Origin of the sequence: Bacillus sp. ISL-4, assembly GCF_018613275.1 — a bacterium.
GTDB classification, from domain to species: Bacteria; Bacillota; Bacilli; order Bacillales; family DSM-1321; genus Peribacillus; species Peribacillus simplex_E.
Genome location: NZ_JAGGQN010000025.1, coordinates 1 through 15,979 on the forward strand (window position 1 = coordinate 1; position 15,979 = coordinate 15,979).

At 36.7% G+C, this 15,979-nt stretch carries 15 protein-coding genes and 2 pseudogenes; 13 read left to right on the top strand and 4 right to left on the bottom strand.

Features of this window, described 5'->3' with window-relative positions:
- The first annotated feature begins 629 nt into the window (after positions 1-629).
- From J7J00_RS17335 to J7J00_RS17355, 6 genes are all read left to right on the top strand, one after another.
- The gene (locus J7J00_RS17335) at positions 630-1,184 is read left to right on the top strand and encodes a helix-turn-helix domain-containing protein (RefSeq protein WP_214792699.1); all 555 of its coding nucleotides are present in this window, start codon (positions 630-632) and stop codon (positions 1,182-1,184) included.
- A 635-nt stretch (positions 1,185-1,819) separates the two neighbouring features.
- On the top strand, positions 1,820-2,116 hold the full coding sequence (locus tag J7J00_RS17340) for a hypothetical protein (protein WP_214792702.1): 297 nt from the start codon (positions 1,820-1,822) through the stop codon (positions 2,114-2,116).
- A 481-nt stretch (positions 2,117-2,597) separates the two neighbouring features.
- Entirely contained in the window at positions 2,598-2,837 is a 240-nt protein-coding gene (locus J7J00_RS28205; protein ID WP_309487196.1) for a hypothetical protein, read from the top strand.
- Positions 2,834-2,992 (top strand): cupin domain-containing protein, encoded by a 159-nt coding sequence (locus J7J00_RS28210; RefSeq protein WP_396020576.1) that lies wholly within the window; start codon positions 2,834-2,836, stop codon positions 2,990-2,992. Before J7J00_RS28205 ends, J7J00_RS28210 begins: the two co-directional genes overlap by 4 nt.
- A 277-nt stretch (positions 2,993-3,269) precedes the next feature.
- Positions 3,270-4,511, top strand: a complete 1,242-nt coding sequence (locus J7J00_RS17350) for a CynX/NimT family MFS transporter (RefSeq protein WP_214792705.1) — start codon at positions 3,270-3,272, stop codon at positions 4,509-4,511.
- Between the two features lie 33 nt (positions 4,512-4,544).
- On the top strand, positions 4,545-4,979 hold the full coding sequence (locus J7J00_RS17355) for a universal stress protein (RefSeq protein ID WP_214772913.1): 435 nt from the start codon (positions 4,545-4,547) through the stop codon (positions 4,977-4,979).
- A 146-nt stretch (positions 4,980-5,125) separates the two neighbouring features.
- Here J7J00_RS17355 and J7J00_RS17360 read toward each other — a convergent pair.
- A pseudogene (locus J7J00_RS17360) lies at positions 5,126-5,248 on the bottom strand (IS3 family transposase); the annotation flags it as partial.
- A gap of 361 nt (positions 5,249-5,609) precedes the next feature.
- On the opposite strand from J7J00_RS17360, the gene J7J00_RS17365 reads away from it, so the two are divergent.
- Complete coding sequence (locus tag J7J00_RS17365; RefSeq protein ID WP_309487197.1) at positions 5,610-6,917, top strand: MFS transporter; 1,308 nt, start codon at positions 5,610-5,612, stop codon at positions 6,915-6,917.
- A 1,621-nt stretch (positions 6,918-8,538) separates the two neighbouring features.
- A complete protein-coding gene (locus J7J00_RS17370) occupies positions 8,539-9,411 on the top strand; it encodes a MurR/RpiR family transcriptional regulator (RefSeq protein ID WP_214792711.1) in 873 nt (290 codons plus the stop codon).
- Positions 9,412-9,480: 69 nt separating this feature from the next.
- On the opposite strand, the gene J7J00_RS17375 is transcribed toward J7J00_RS17370, so the two are convergent.
- Together J7J00_RS17375 and J7J00_RS17380 are read right to left on the bottom strand one after the other, a co-directional pair.
- The gene (locus J7J00_RS17375; protein WP_214792714.1) at positions 9,481-10,734 is read right to left on the bottom strand and encodes a dicarboxylate/amino acid:cation symporter; all 1,254 of its coding nucleotides are present in this window, start codon (positions 10,732-10,734) and stop codon (positions 9,481-9,483) included.
- Between the two features lie 19 nt (positions 10,735-10,753).
- Entirely contained in the window at positions 10,754-12,055 is a 1,302-nt protein-coding gene (locus tag J7J00_RS17380; RefSeq protein ID WP_214792717.1) for an aminotransferase class V-fold PLP-dependent enzyme, read from the bottom strand.
- A gap of 547 nt (positions 12,056-12,602) precedes the next feature.
- Here J7J00_RS17380 and J7J00_RS28215 point away from each other — a divergent pair.
- Positions 12,603-12,719, top strand: a pseudogene (locus tag J7J00_RS28215) (HU family DNA-binding protein); the annotation flags it as partial.
- Positions 12,720-12,841: 122 nt separating this feature from the next.
- Here J7J00_RS28215 and J7J00_RS17390 read toward each other — a convergent pair.
- The gene (locus J7J00_RS17390; protein WP_214792723.1) at positions 12,842-13,174 is read right to left on the bottom strand and encodes a hypothetical protein; all 333 of its coding nucleotides are present in this window, start codon (positions 13,172-13,174) and stop codon (positions 12,842-12,844) included.
- A gap of 235 nt (positions 13,175-13,409) precedes the next feature.
- Here J7J00_RS17390 and J7J00_RS17395 point away from each other — a divergent pair, with 235 nt between their 5' ends.
- The 4 genes from J7J00_RS17395 to J7J00_RS17410 all read left to right on the top strand — a co-directional run bounded on the left by J7J00_RS17395 (position 13,410) and on the right by J7J00_RS17410 (position 15,966).
- Positions 13,410-13,832, top strand: a complete 423-nt coding sequence (locus J7J00_RS17395) for a JAB domain-containing protein (RefSeq protein ID WP_214792726.1) — start codon at positions 13,410-13,412, stop codon at positions 13,830-13,832.
- Positions 13,784-13,909, top strand: a complete 126-nt coding sequence (locus tag J7J00_RS28925; protein ID WP_214792729.1) for an IS1096 element passenger TnpR family protein — start codon at positions 13,784-13,786, stop codon at positions 13,907-13,909. Before J7J00_RS17395 ends, J7J00_RS28925 begins: the two co-directional genes overlap by 49 nt.
- 492 nt (positions 13,910-14,401) lie before the next feature.
- Positions 14,402-15,247: an alpha/beta fold hydrolase gene (locus J7J00_RS17405; protein WP_214792732.1), complete on the top strand. Its 846-nt coding sequence runs from the start codon at positions 14,402-14,404 to the stop codon at positions 15,245-15,247.
- A gap of 59 nt (positions 15,248-15,306) precedes the next feature.
- The gene (locus J7J00_RS17410) at positions 15,307-15,966 is read left to right on the top strand and encodes a carboxymuconolactone decarboxylase family protein (protein ID WP_286201434.1); all 660 of its coding nucleotides are present in this window, start codon (positions 15,307-15,309) and stop codon (positions 15,964-15,966) included.
- Positions 15,967-15,979: the final 13 nt, after the last annotated feature.

Genomic DNA, 15,979 nt, shown 5'->3' on the forward strand with positions numbered 1-15,979 from the left:
ATTTTCCCCCTACTCGATTTTCTCTTTCTTCATCTCTTCAATTGCTATAGGGCTTAGTGACAGGGTAGCTGCTCTAGACCGCAAAGTATCATATAAAATGGATGTGATGTTATGCCTCAGGTCAAGGATGTTATGATTAACGATGTCATCTGTGTACAAAAAAGGGAGATACCATTCGCCATTTACTCAAGGTGTCATATAGATAATCGAAAAGTGTTTTGTATCCCTTGAAAATCGCTTTAATATGGATTCGGTAGAAGCAGTACCCACACCAATTAAAAAAACCGATAACGCAATCGTCAATTCGACTCCCCATTGTTCCCTTAGTTTTCTACAAGTAAGCAAAAAATATCTATACAAAAAATAGGGAGGGCAGTAAGTAAACTAATCGCAACGCTAGACATCTCTTAATCCGCCTGAATATTTTTTAGAACTGGTGAGGTCGATGTGATAGAAGCTCATAAGTTCATGGATATAATAAACAAAAAAAGATTCCAAACTACATAGTAAATCTTGATGAATTTTTGGTATACTATAGTTAACTTTTTGTTTAATTGTTAATTATAGTTGAACTATTTGTACATCATAATATAATTATCGAGCATAGTCAATTTGAAAGGTGTGAAAATGTGAAAGAGGAAAATATTGATTTATCTAGTCATGTAGGGCTTAATCTAAGAGAAATTCGCAGAAACAAAAGGATTAGTCTTGAAGAGTTGGCGAGTTTAAGTAATGTTAGTAAATTAACGTTAGGAAAAATTGAAAGAGGGGAAACAAATCCGACAGTTAATATCCTTTGGAAAATATGTAGAGGATTAAATATTCCCCTAGTATCTTTATTAACATTCGAAGAAGATATTAAAGTACACCGATTTGTATCTAATTACCATTTCGCAGGGCATAATGATGATTGGTTTATCGACCCATTATTTAAAGCTTTTGGCACAGAATGGTATAGGGCATGCATCGAACCAAATAGTGAGTACAGTGAGCTTCATTTAGCTGGTTCCGAAGAAATCGTCCTTGTATTAAATGGCCAATTGGAGATAAGAGTAGGAGGGAAAACCCATCAATTAAACAAATGGGATGCTATTAAATTTAAAGGAGAAGAATTTCATACGTACATTAACCGCTCTAACGAAAAAGTATATCTAATGCTAGCTTTAGCCTATAAAACTCCTTAAACCAAAAGTAAAACTTCTTCATTGGAGATTTATCTGCCTAAATTGCATGTACTCACTTCCAGTAAAGTGTTCAAAGTTAGTACCGCCACAATCCATGTCGTCACAAAACGTGAATAATATGACCAGTTGCAGACGGAAATGAACTGGAACCAATAGAACCAGCCTATCCTGGTGAAGTAGTAAAACGCTATCGATATAAAGGAACAATTACAGAAGCTGGGCGTTGGGATATGCGAACCATTAGTCGAAGTCAAGGGTGTCCATGGTGACGTGGAATCTGAAGCCCTAGACAAATCCTAGGGCTGAGGTACACGAATCACATTTGAGGTTCTTACTTTCAGGACGAACCTGCAGAACAAGGTAAAGTCCTAAATATCCCCGGATGAGGTAGGAATAAATGTGGCAGATATGTGGAGAAAGTGGATGAACATACCCTGGGTGATCTCTTAGTACCCCGTAAGAGAACCTACCTAGTGATAAGTAACTGAACGAAAGAAGCGACTATGTTAGAGTCATTTACAAGATAGCAAGGACACAGCCAATTGAGGACTGCTAAAGAGTGAATATTCGAAAAATAGGAGCATCTTTAATAGAGTGGAGTTACTCTTGTACAACCTCAACATCATAGGGACAATATGAAATTTACTAAAACATTAATTGAAAAAATATCGGAAAGGAATAATCTAAACCAAGCTTTTGAAAGGGTTAGAAGAAATAAAGGAGTAGCAGGAGTCGATGCGAAAGATATAGAAGCTACTCGCCTATATTTTAAGGAAAATGGTGAAGAGATTATCCATCTGATTAAAAAAGGTAAATACAAACCTAAACCAGTAAGAAGGGTTCAAATACCTAAGCCAAACGGAGGGTTTCGAAACCTTGGAATACCAACTGTGACTGATAGGTTCTTCAACAAGCCGTTGTACAGATGTTGACACCTATTGTCGAACCACAATTTAGTTACGGATTTAGACGGAACAAAAGTGCACATCAAGCCTTAGAACAAGATAGCTTTTACATATCCTCAAGAAAATATGCATTTGGATCAAAAGAGCCCTTAAATACGGAAATAGCGTAATTCCTATTCCTGAATTGGGCACGATTTTTAAAGAGCCTCAAAAGTAGATGATAATTAAGATGGAATCCTACACAAAAGAAGTATATTTTATTATATATTTTAATACATAATTGGGTGTTTGTTTAGTATCACGATTTTATCACTTTACATTTTCAAATGATATTGCAAAGGTTGGTTTAAAATGAATTTAGAAACTGATGATCCAAAACAAGTTGTTTTACAAGTTGGGGGAGTACTAAAAAAAGTATTTAAGTCTTGAAGAACTATCAGAATTATCGGGTGTAAGTAAGCTAACGCTAGGAAATATAGAACGCGGAGAAACAAATCCAACAATAGAGATGTTATGGAAAATTTCAAAAAATTTATCCATACCACTCATGGCTTTATTCTCAACCGAAAGCAATGTGAATCTGTCTCGAGCCGGGGAAGGACTACGAATTGTTGGGGACGGAAATAACTGGGCAATTGAACCGATTTTCCAAAATGCAAATATAATATCGAAAAGTACCTTGCTTATTTACAGCCAAATAGCTCTTACCATCCAGAAAAACATCATCATAATACAACGGAACTTATAACTGTCATGTCTGGAACCATTACAATTAACGTTAATAATGAATCATATACTCTAAATCAATATGATTCAATTAGTTCTACAAATGGCACACATTCATTTGCCAATCATACCAACGATGTTGTTGTTCTCCATATCATATTGAAATACGGAATCTGAATTTCTTTTCTCCTAGCTTATCCTAATACAAGGAATGCTTCAATCCATTAGTGGACCGGGGCATTCCTTTAATTTGTTTAAAATAGTTCTATATTCAAGGGTAGACAAATCCAATTAAATATATTATAGTGTTATTTGTTGGAGAAAAGGTATATTATAATATACAAAATATGTTCAGTTACGAATATTGTTCTTTCGTATATCATTCATTTTTAAAGTAAATCATAATGAACAAAATACAAAACATGAGTTTTTCAAAAAGCTAGGAGGAAATAGGATGGGTTCAATGGATCAAGTAATTAAAAAGGAGAATAAAGGTGCCATTTCAACTGTTGGCAAATCTGCAGTTTGGATAATGATTGTTGGTATTGTATTTATTGCTGCTAACTTACGGGCCCCTTTGACCTCGGTAGGGCCAATAGTTGGTCTTATTAAGGATGATATGAGTATTTCAAATACATTGGCGGGTATGGTTACCACGCTGCCATTATTAGCCTTTGCGCTTTTTTCACCTATTGTACCCAAGTTAGGACAAAAATTGGGGGTAGAACGAATTATTTTTGGTTCCATCGTCTTTTTGACTGTCGGCATTGCTATACGTTCCCTATCAGGGATCGCTGCTTTATATATAGGTACTGCTATTCTTGGTTTGGCTATCTCCGTCGGTAATGTATTGTTACCTGGCCTGATCAAACGTGAATTTCCTGAACGCATTGGCTTAATGACTGGCGTGTATTCCATTTCTATGAATTTATTTGGAGCAATAGCTTCTGGTGTTAGTGTTCCTATCGCAATCGGATTAGGATTTGGCTGGAAAGGTGCAATGGGAATTTGGGGGATTTTAAGCTTTATATCTATTTTATTTTGGTTACCACAGATGAAACATCGTAACGTGAAAAGGGATACCGTTCATAATAAAACGGCTGACAGTCATGTGAATTTGTGGGGTTCGGCACTAGCGTGGCAAGTAACCCTGTTTATGGGACTGCAATCTATGATCTTTTATGTACTTGTTGCCTGGCTGCCAGAAATTCTTAAGCAGCAGGGATTGAATTCAAGTCAGTCTGGCTTGATGCTTTCCGTTATGCTATTGGCTTTGCTCCCATTTACCTTCATTGTCCCAGTCATCGCAGGGCGCATGTCCGGTCAACGTTCGTTAGTGACCATTACAGCGATTTTACTTTTAATCGGGACGTTTGGGTTACTATATGGTAGTTCGAATTTAATCGTTTTGTGGATCATCGCTCTAGGCATAGGAGGAGGCTTCGCATTCAGCCTATCCATGATGTTTTTCGGCTTACGTACAGAGAATGCGCAACAGGCCGCGGAATTATCCGGTATGGCCCAATCGATTGGATACCTGCTTGCGGCAGTTGGCCCAACCCTATTTGGGTTTATACATGATGCAACCAATAGCTGGACGATTCCACTTTTAATATTAGTTGGCGCATCGGTTCTACTCTTTATATTTGGTCTTGGTGCGGCCAGAGAGCGATATATAGGTTCTGCCCAACAGTAAAACATATAATTTTGGAATGAAAGGATAATGAATATGTTTAATAAAATTCTTGTCGCTATAGACGAATCCGATATGAATAGCAAAGTATTGGAGGCAACGTTGAGTATTGCCAATAATGGGAAATCTCATGTAACACTAGTGAATGTTAGTAAGGAAAATGTAACAACGGGTTTAACATATGTACCAGAAGATTATCTGGAGGAAGTATTAAATGAATTGGAAAAGTCGAGTATACGAATACTGGAAAGGGCCAAAACCAAACTAATATCTGCTGGGGGAATGTCCATAGAAACAATCCATCTTAAAGGAGACCCTGCTCATCAAATTTTAGAATATGCCAAAGAACATGAACAGGAACTTATTATCATTGGCAGACGTGGACTTAGTGGAATGAAGGAATTAATGCTTGGTAGTGTCAGCCATAAGGTCGCTCAGTTATCAAAATGTCCTGTCTTAATTGTACATTGATGAGAACATGATTAAATATTTTCTGTCTATGGCGGGCCCCCTATAATAGTTTTTGGGAACTACTCCCCCATTAAAGTGCCTAATCGTAATATAAGGTTAGCCAGGTAATCTAAACTGTACCCTTTGTAAAGGACGTTAAAAAAAGGTTAGGCCACACAAAGAAGATGATTTCTGTATTCTACAGGGGTCATCTTCTTTAAATTCCATTGGTATCTAAACCTATTATAATGCGTCATATTACTTCTTATTTCCTTTTTAAGTTCTGCATATCAAAAGCCTCAAAAACATGTTCTCGCAGCAATCGATCCTTTTCTATACCGATTACGTCCTTTTTTAGAGTACTAGTATAAGTGTCCAAGTTTGAGAGATTACTTGCAAGTTTCTTAAAGTTTTTGCACCAGAATCGGTTATCAAGGGATAATAGGATATTGAAGATTCATAATTTTATTGACAACTGTCTTTCCTGTATAATAGTATTAGATTGTTGTTAGTGTGTACTAACTAACAAACTGACTAACGATCTACCATAAGGAGGTACAACATGTGTGAGGAATTAATCCTAAAAAATGAGTTTGCTCACGTTTCTGTGAAAGTAGGGTCATTCACCGAATGGCGATAGGGGGAAGAAAAGTGTCGAATTCGGAACATGAAAATCCACTAGAAACGAATATAAAAACACTGATTCATAAGAGAAAAATTGGAATGCGCTGGTGGCTTGGAATTATCTTTATTTTCATAGGTCTGGTTTCCTATATGGATCGGGCGAACATGTCTGTTGTAGCTGTACCAATGATGAAAGAATTAAATATGAATAAGGTCCAATTCGGTTTTTTAGCCTCATCCTTTTTTCTTGGTTATGCACTTTTTCAAATTCCAAGTGGAATCATTTCTGAAAAATTTGGTGTACGACGAATTATAACTTTTGCTATGATTTGGTGGTCAATATTTACAGCGCTGACAGCTGCATTCTCTTCATATATATTCCTTAGTTTGGTTAGATTCCTTTTTGGAGTTGGAGAAGCTCCCTTGGCCCCAGCTAACGCGGTTTTTAATTCATTTTGGTTTCAAAAACAGGAAAAAGGTCGTGCAGTTAGTTTATTACTAGTAGGGCAGTTCTTTGGCCCAGTTATTGCGCCAGGGATCTCAGTTGCACTTGTAGCAGCATTCGGATGGCGAAGTGTTTTTTATTTATTTGCCATCCCGGGTATCGTAATTAGCATATTCTGGTATATCGTGAGTCGCGATAAGCCAGAAATGCATTCTTGGGTTTCTGAATATGAGAAAAATCTTATTCTTACAAATCGTGATATTTCTAATGCCGATGATAAGAGGACCCCTTGGAAAGATTTTTTAGGCAATACCCAATTTTGGGCAGTCGGATTACAGTATTTTATTGTTGTGTATATGACCACATTATTCATCACTTGGTTACCAACATACCTAATTGAAGCTCGTCACTTTTCTCTAACAAAAATGGGGGTAGCAGCAAGCTTTCCATTTCTTGCAATCTGTTTATTGATGCTAGCAGGTGGTGTAATTTCAGATTATCTTATACAAAAAGGGAAAAGCCTTATGGTAGCTCGAGGTGGATTAGCAATAACAGGTTTAATCATTTTTATTATAACGATTAATTTAGCGTCACTTACTAATAATCCATTTTTAAATGTACTTTGGTTAACAATAGCTCTTGGCTCACTTGGTCTTCCCGTAGTACAATCATGGGCAGTTGCAAACGATTTAGGTAAGCAGTTTGCGGGTTCAGTGAGTGGTTGGATGAATTTTTTGGGAAACATAGGAGCCGTTCTCTCTCCAATTATATGTGGCTGGACTGCACAACAAATGGGTTGGAATATAGCCTTAATGATAAATTCTGTGCCCGTCTTGTTTGCTGCTGTCATATGGTTCTTTATTAAACCTGATAAACAGCTTGTGAAATAAAAACAGATAATCGGACGCTTTTCTTGCATAGGGAAGTGCCCATTCTCTATTTAACGGGTATTTGCTTTTCGGAGACCCTTAATCCACCTTTTCGTGAAATCTATTCTTAGGGGTAAAGAATCCTAATTTGATAAGGGTTTCACATTGAAGACATATAAACAACGTGTACTCTTGACGGTTCTGGTGCCAAAATAACTCATTTATAAAAGTGTAGTTTACGGAGTTATTTCTTAGCATTCATAACCTTTTACTGCAAGAATAGTCATTATATAGAACAAAATAACGTCTGTAAGGAAAAACCGAAATAAATTGGAGTTTTTCCGATTAACAAATGAATTAAAAACGCACAACATAATATGCAAACAGAACTTGATAAAAAAAGATATTTCCTAACTTAATTTTTTATTTTACAGGATAAGGAATTCAAAAAAGGAAAAAATGAAATAATGGATCAGGGAATGCTGCTAAATTTCCTGATCATTTTTTATTTAGGTGGCCTTAGACCTCAAGTAGATTTCATGCTTCGATAAATAAGAAAATTAATCCTAATGACTGTTGTGTAAAGAAGCATTGTTTTAGCATTCAATCTAAATTATCTTTGACCTTTACTAAAAATTCAGGGCTTTCTTTGATGGATAGCCTAAAATGCTATCAAAAGATATAATCTATGTTATTTTATAATAAACCTCGTTAGAATATAAAAAAATTACCTGTATTTTTATTTGTCTACAGGCTTGTAGCATTTATAACCTTTAGAAGAAGGTGATCATTAACAGTTTGTAGTAAGGGTTGAAAAAATGATGATTTCTTTAACTTGATGATAAAGTGGGGGAGTAAACAATCTATCTATGCGTAAAATATCTATTTTACGAATGGATAGTGGACTAGAAAACTTATTACCATTAATTTAATAAATGAAGAAATTCGTCATTCAAAATTAATCATATGATCAAGAATCTTCAATTCCTTAATCAACTAAAGGGACAGTACCAGCGAAGATGTTACCACCCCCCAATAGGGAAATTTCAAGATTAAAATAATACTTCCAACATGCATACCCCGTCCTGTTTTGGATGGGGGTAACATAAAGTTGTTAAATTTTTTAATAAGGATGCCTTAGCAATACATTAATTTTATTCAATAATATCGCCCGTTCCCATGCTTAAGAATCAGTTCTTTTTATTTGAAAGATTCATTATAGAGTCAGTCGTTGATCCAGATCCATGCGAAACTCACTGTATGGAAAATCTAAGTATTATTGTAATTTCCCCTTAACGTTGTAAATCCGCATTTTCATGACGCTACCCCTTATTAAGCTAACGTGGCAGGTTAGCAGGATTGTGAAGGTTTGTACTTCAACTAACGGGTCCGTTAGCTGAGTTCGGAGCTGTCTTTATGGCAGCTCTTTTCATATGGAACTAAAGGGGGAGGTTACTTTAATAAGCGTAGTGTCTTCGTACTGTGACATTAATTACCTTCTTTGTTATTGATTTCTTTTTCTGTTTCTTGCTTAGGTTTGAGTTGTTTATAATTGGAACTGCTTTATATAAAAATGCTTCATGCTTTAAATAATTCTAATTTCTTATATAATAACCAATAGAGGAATATGGAGGTATATTAGATGGATTCATCACAAAAGTCCTTAAAAACAATTATAAGTAACTCCAAGCTCACAAAAAAAGAAGAAGAAATAGCAGAATATATTTTAAGTAATTTAACAGATGCGTGTCTTGTAACGTCAATAGAATTGGCTAATAGGTTAAATGTTAGCAATGCAACGATTATCCGATTCCCTAAAAAATTAGGCTTTTCTGGATATAGTGATTTTCAAAAGTATCTAAGAGAACAGTGCTATGAAGGAAGTTTGGCAATATCTGATGATGTTACCATACCTTCTGAAAGATTAAAGCTGAGTTATGATAAAGTTAAACAATCAGATTTATTAAATGACAATTTGAAAATACTTGAAAAAAATATTTCCTCTATATCAGAGAAAAACTCATCTGCAGAATTCAACAAAGCAATAAATCATATCATTGATGCTAGAAGAGTTTATATTCTAGGTAGTAGAGCTAGAACTGGTTTAACGGAAATAATGGGAGTATTCCTTAATCAGATTATTGATAATATAGTTATTAATAGTACTAATTCATTTACACCGTTTGATACCTTAGCTTCCTGTAGTAAGGATGATTGTGTCATTATTTTTTCATTTCCAAGATACTCTGAAGTAGACATTGCAGCAGCCAAAATGGCAAATGAGGCCAATGCAAAAGTTGTCATCATTACTGATAAAGCCACAGCACCCATAGCACATTTTGCTGATGTTTTACTTTTAGTTTCAGTGGATAGTAATGCTTTCTTCAACTCTTATACTCCGGTATTATTTTTAGCCGAATTAATATGTACACATGTAAGTAAAGCAACAGTTATTCAAAGTGAGGAAAAGTTAGAAAGAATTAATAAACATATCAGTCAGTTTGGGATGTATTAATAAAAAAAGGGTTGTAAAAAATAAATTTTTTACAACCCTTTTTTATAAATAATTTAGTGAATTATTATTTTATAATGCGTTCGTTTTATTAACAACCTTTTCTATAGGTTTAAGATACTCATCTTCAATCATATTTTCACTACGTGCTATACATAATGTGCTTACTACGTCACCTGTAACATTTAAGGTAGTGTGCCCCATGTCTATTATTCTATAAATACCAGCAATCATTCCAACGATTTCCATTGGTAGTCCTAATGTAGTTAGCAACATAATTGTCATAACAATACCACCGCCAGGAATGCCAGGGGATCCAACGGATATTAATGTGGTCATTAAAATAATAAGTAATTGTTGACTTAATGGCATTTCAATTCCATATATTTGGGATACAAATATGACTGCAGCAGCGTAATACACAACGGCACCATTCATGTTCATAGTTGCTCCAATAGGAAGTGTAAACTGTGCTAGTTCCTCTTTTACTTTATAGTCTTCTTTGGTAACAGAAATGGTAACGGGTAAAGTTCCAGAACTACTTGTTGTACTTGCAGTTACTATCCAAATTTTACCGATTGATTTAAAAAACTTAGATATTGGAAATTTAGCTATGAATTTTAACATAAATAGGTACATCAAAATGATTACAGAGATCAAACCTATATAGTCAACTAAAATAAATTTGCCCAAAGGTCCAAATATTTTCAAGCCGTATTCACCAATGGTACAAGCCATTAACGCAGCTACACCTATAGGAGAAAAAGCCATTATGATACCTGTCATCTTATACATTACTTCGGTACCCTCATCAAAAAACTTCTTAAGGGTTTCGGATTTGTTTCCGATTAATACGATGGAGATACCTAAGAACAAGGAGAAGATAATAATTTGCATCAGGTTCCCTTCTGAAAGAGCCTGTACAGGATTTGATGGAAATAAACCTAATACCGTTTCTCCAAAAGTAGGAATTTCAGAAGCTTCAAATTCAGATGAGGCCTCGATATTAGCTATATTTATTCCTTTTCCAGGTTTAAATAAGTGTGCAACTAGAAGACCTATACCACCGGCTAATAATGTCGTTCCAATATAATAGACTAAAGTTTTTGTTCCGATTCTCTTTAATTTTTGGACATCACCAATACTAAAAATCCCAGAAGTTATGGAGAAGAATATAAGTGGAACAACAATCATTTTAATTAGTGTTAAAAAGATATCTCCAATAGGTTTAACGATTAATATTTTTTCTTTGAAAATTAAACCTAGTATAATACCAATTACAAATCCAATAAAAACTTTTGTACCGAGCCCTAATTTTTTCTTCATTAATAGCCCTCCCCATAATTTATGAATTTGCCAATTCTCTAGTGACAGATAATTCTTTTGTTACAGATAAAAATTTATCGATATCATCTACTGTATGACAATGGAAAGGGGAAACTCTTATAGCACCTGTTAAGCCAATCGCTTCTAGTATACGTTTGGAATAAACACTAGTATTGACACGTTCATATACGGTAACTCCTCTATCCTGATAATCTTTTCTAAGTTGTTCATAATCTCTCCCCTCAATTCCAATTGCGACAATGAGGTCTCTTTTCGTTAAATCTGGATAATCCGCAAAAACTTTTACCTTATCCATGTGTCTCAATCCTTCAATTTTATCACTTCCTTCAAGTAGTCTATGCAGCAATGCTCTTTCATGTAAGACTATTTTTTCCATACCCTTAAGGTACAAATCTCTTCTAGACATGTCTCCTATACTGTCATATGAACCTAACCAGCATACATAATCGATAACTGCCGACATGGATGCAAATAAAGCAGGTGTAGGTGAACCAAGTTCCCAAACACTGTCATCCTTTGCATATAGTTTTTGATGTGGGAGTTTCGATAGTCTATCAGAAACATAGGCAAATCCAATTCCTCTTGATGCCATAAACTTATATGGTGCAAAGTTTACTCCATCTATACCGAGTTGTTCTACATTGAGAGTCCCGTGTGGCATGTGCTGCACGGCATCGACAATAATATATAAATCTGGCTTTTTCGCTCTAGCTGTCTTAATAATCTTCTCGAGATCCATTATATTTCCTGAAATATTACTTGACGCTATTACACTTAATAAAATTGTATCCTTATCAATTTTTTCGGTGATTGATTCAGGATCAACAAACCCTGTATGAACATTTGCTTCAGCGACCCTAAATTCTTTATTGTTCTTTTTACAATAGAATTTTACTGCGTCATAAGCAGAGGGATGTTCGATATTAGTAGTGACAGCATTGGTTCCTTCGACAGTCTCAATAATAGTTGAAACCATTTTAAACATTGATTGAGATGCAGATAAATCGGTAATTAGGGAACCAGAATTTGACCCAAATATTACATTTAATACATCTTCCGTACATCTGTCCATAATGCTATTAAAATCTATTGCTCTTTGATGATACCTTTCAGGGCAATCTGGCAATAAATCGATACTTTCCTTCATTTTAATAGCCTCTTTTAATTTTAAAGAACCACCTGAATTATCAAAAAACAGTCTTTCTCCATAGTCTGGATCGTGGTCAAGAAAAGCAAATTTTTTACATAGTTCGGCTAATAGTTTCTCGTTCATTAGTTTTCCCAATTTGTAATCGTTCATAATTGAACCTCCTCTACTTTAATTAAAGTGATTTCTCTTCTTCATAAAATAAAATAATTGAAGAATTTTCTTCATTTTGACTTTATCATAGCCGTTTCTTGATTACAATAAAATATTGAAAAATTTAAATAATTAAGAAAATTGAGATATATTTATGTAAAGGTAGCTGTTTTTTTTAGTGAGTGTGCAAAATAATTCTTTAAATATACGAAAATTATCGGTCAAAGTGACAATATAAATTTAGGCGTACGAAAAAAACTCCCTATAACGTTCGTTTTAGGGATTATTATTTAATAGTTACTAAAATGAATATTGTTATTTCGATAGTGAGATAAATTAACCAAAAGTCATTAATAAATAATAAAAAAATTAGCAACTCCGATAATGAATTTCTGATGGTTTGGCAATCAAGTGTAGGAGGAACGAGGGTGTTTTGGTCCTCATTCGGATGGGGGGAGTAATCAGAATGAATGTTGGCTCCCTCATTATTGGTTTTATGCTTTGGACGTGCGTTTCAAAAATTGTACTGAATTCGAAGAAAGTTACTGTGTGCGACCGAGCAGCTCGAACGGGCAGAAACCCACAAACAGGAGAAGAAATACAAATTACAGCTTCCAGGGTTCATGCCATTAAACCAGGTAAGGAATTAAAAGAGGCCGTTAAAAATAGTATAGTAATTTTATATAAAGCACTTTGGGGTAGTCATTCTCCAGAGTGTTTTTTCTTTATGAAAAGGTAGATTTTTACTTTCGCCTCGGATTACACAAGCGTTAGAGCTTTGTGAATCTACTTCGTGCGGCTAGCACTACAGTCTGTACGTGTCGCTTCGGCATTAAATGATTCGATAACGACGAACTGTACGGCTCGTGCTTCGCCTACATTCCATAGGTTCCTGATCCATTTACGGCTACTGCCGCCATACCGAACGAGCCGAAGGCCGTAAGTTAAGAGATTGAAAGAATAAAAGGTCATAAGGATAGCAGCCGGCCAGCTGCTTTTTTTATTATTTTTTCCCTTTGCCTTCCGAATCGTAAAACAGCGCAGGCCGGCAAACCTTCCAGCCGGTAGGACACCCGAACCTTTCCGGCTGGAAGCTAAGACGGCCAGTCCATCGATCAAGGGGCAAAAAACTTTTTGATTAGGGGCGCTATCGCAACATCAAAAAGTTTTTGTGCTTAATCCCTTGACCGATTGCCTATGCGTGCTTTTCGTTCTATATGTCAAAGGGGAAAAATAATCCCCTTTGGGGAACAAATTCGCTTCGCAAGGCAAATGAAAATTGGAAAGAAAAACCCACCAGAGTAAAACCAAAAAGGCAACAAATTAAAAAATAAAAGGAAAAGGAGTTTTGGAAATGAAATTAACCCCAATTTTTGAAGTGGTCAGAATCAAGCAGGAAATCAGGGAAACGGTTGAACCGTTTGCGGCCTTTCAAATTCGCAAACCAGAAGATGCCCGAGAATTAGCCGCAGCGCAAATTGCAAACGAGGACAGGGAAGTGTTTCTTGTCATGATGCTCAATACGAAAAATCATGTTGTAGGTCTTCATCGGGCGCATGTGGGAATCCTGAATGCCAGTGTCGTCCATCCTAGAGATGTGCTGAAATGCGCCATTTTAAACAACGCAGCTTCTCTTATTGTCAGCCACCAGCACCGAAGGGGGATGTCCTTCCTGCAAAAATCAAATAAATTTACGATTTCGGTGTTCACTGGTAGCATGAGATTGAAGTGGAAAGGATTATTGCCGATTTTCCAAAAAATCAACCGGTATGCTTAGAGGGAGAGGGCGACACGCCACCTGAGGATGTGGGAGGATCGCTTGGTTACGAAGACTACCTACATCCTTGCAGATGAGAACCATCCAGAGTAGGAGCATATGAAAAGATGGGGTCAAGGGCATGGAAGCAGGGAATTTAACATAGATTTGGTTAATAGAAGGCTTAAAAACCTTTAGGTGTTGGGTGAAATTGGGGAATTAGAATGCTAGTTGATGTTCCGGCAAGGCGTTATTTGCGTTCGTGGGGACTTATTTGCGAACTGCCTTCCAGAACCCCAATCCCTGCTTTAGAGATCCACCACCCAGCCCATGCTCCTCGCTTTTACCCAAAGTTCAACAAAACTCTTGAAATTCTGAAAAAAATGTTTCATAATAAAGAAAACGCATACAATGAATAGCCTGTTTATTAACGATTAAGAATTGACCATTTTTAATCTACCTTAATGAACGCAACGGCCTTTTAAAGATGAGGGATTACATTTGTCCGCAAATGCAGTCCGCCATCTTTAAAAGGCCTTTTTTATTCTCTATGCGTTTAACAGCAATTCTATAAAAGAGGTGCTTAAAAGATGGAACTATATAAGAAAACCATTAATGGCTACGAGATTCAGATAGCGGATTACCCTGGTGAGAAGGGTCCGATCATCGCGATTCACGGCCTGACAGGAACTCATAAAAATATGCATTATTATGCTGAGAGATTCAAAGGGGAATACCGCTTTATCGCTGTCGATCTCCGCGGGCGCGGCGACAGTGCGGAAACAGACCAAGAGCCATCGATCTTCAAACACGCTGAAGACATCCTTGGCCTAATCAAAGAACTAAAGATTGAGAATCCGATTTTACTTGGACACTCCATGGGCGCATTTATTTCATCGATTGTGGCGAGCAAGCTGGATTCAGTGAAAGCGGTGGTTCTCCTAGACGGGGCGGCAAAAATGTCAGACCATCAGCAGGCAATTGTGAAGCCTTCTCTAGGGAGACTAAGCAAGGAATATCAATCAAAGGAACATTATGTAGAAGAAATCAAAGGAATCTACAGCAATCTAGGGATTACTTGGAATGAAATCATGCAGGAGACTGTTGAATATGAAGTCGGACCGGTTGTCAATCATTGGGAAAATAAATCAACGGAGTCTAACATACTAGCAGATTTCGAGAGCTTTTACCAATATGATCCAAAGGAAGTTTGTTCAAAAATCTCTTGTCCGTTGCTCCTCGTTTACGCAGCAGGCGATATTGGCAAAATGCCGCCGTTATTTTATCTAAGTGATTATGAAGAAACACAAGCGAGCGCTCAATCAATCGAAACAGTCACCTCAGACTGCAACCATTACACCATGGTGTTTGAAAATAGAGAAGACATCAACGGCTATGTCGACTCATTTTTTAAAAAGGTGGTTGATTCCAAATGAGTAAAGGCTTAGCTTACTTTAAAGAAGTCTACGATACAGTGCCCGACTGGGTTCAAAAAATGCATGATTACAGCCCGCGGATGCTTGATACCTATACAGACATAAGGGGCGAGGCGTTCATTGACGCGGTGCTGTCCCGTAAGGAAAAAGATGTGCTGATTGCCAGCATGAACGCGTCTAGGCTTTATGCGCGCAGCATGGTCTACCATACGAAAGGCGCAATCGACCACGGTCTATCAATTCCGGAATTGGCAGAATACTTTCTCGTTGCGTACCTGTACAACGGTACAGCAGCACTGAAAACATCATTAGAGGCTGTCTCCTATGCGCTTGAGCTTAAAGGGGTAAAGGTCGAACAGCCATCAAAAAAACCCGAATCAATCGAAGAAATAATCGCCGCCATCGTCACATGGATGGAAAATGAAGATACTAGTTTCATAGTGGAAACATTAGAATTGATCAAATCCGGAAACGATCAGGCCATCGAGGAAAAAATCCTTTCTAACGGAAAAGTCCCAACCCGCTATAAGCATTTAACAATGGTCGGAAATTACATTGTTGAGCTTAGAGGCAAGGACGCCGTGCCATGGATTGAAAAAGCAAGGCAGGCTGGCGTTTCGGAAGCGGACCTGGCTGATCTTGGCTTCATTTGCATCCTGACAGCAGGCATTCCAACATGGTTTGAACTGAGCGATTCCTTACAAGGCGCAGGTCAATAAAAGGGGGACATGA

What these genes read in the sequence shown, in the direction of transcription:
- J7J00_RS17405 (WP_214792732.1), top strand. Translation starts at nt 14,402, where the DNA reads ATGGAACTATATAAGAAAACCATTAATGGCTACGAGATTCAGATAGCG.
- J7J00_RS17355 (WP_214772913.1), top strand. Translation starts at nt 4,545, where the DNA reads ATGTTTAATAAAATTCTTGTCGCTATAGACGAATCCGATATGAATAGC.
- J7J00_RS17395 (WP_214792726.1), top strand. Translation starts at nt 13,410, where the DNA reads ATGAAATTAACCCCAATTTTTGAAGTGGTCAGAATCAAGCAGGAAATC.
- J7J00_RS17370 (WP_214792711.1), top strand. Translation starts at nt 8,539, where the DNA reads ATGGATTCATCACAAAAGTCCTTAAAAACAATTATAAGTAACTCCAAG.
- J7J00_RS17375 (WP_214792714.1), bottom strand. Translation starts at nt 10,734, where the DNA reads ATGAAGAAAAAATTAGGGCTCGGTACAAAAGTTTTTATTGGATTTGTA.
- J7J00_RS28205 (WP_309487196.1), top strand. Translation starts at nt 2,598, where the DNA reads ATGTTATGGAAAATTTCAAAAAATTTATCCATACCACTCATGGCTTTA.
- J7J00_RS17380 (WP_214792717.1), bottom strand. Translation starts at nt 12,055, where the DNA reads ATGAACGATTACAAATTGGGAAAACTAATGAACGAGAAACTATTAGCC.
- J7J00_RS17350 (WP_214792705.1), top strand. Translation starts at nt 3,270, where the DNA reads ATGGGTTCAATGGATCAAGTAATTAAAAAGGAGAATAAAGGTGCCATT.
- J7J00_RS17340 (WP_214792702.1), top strand. Translation starts at nt 1,820, where the DNA reads ATGAAATTTACTAAAACATTAATTGAAAAAATATCGGAAAGGAATAAT.
- J7J00_RS17410 (WP_286201434.1), top strand. Translation starts at nt 15,307, where the DNA reads ATGCATGATTACAGCCCGCGGATGCTTGATACCTATACAGACATAAGG.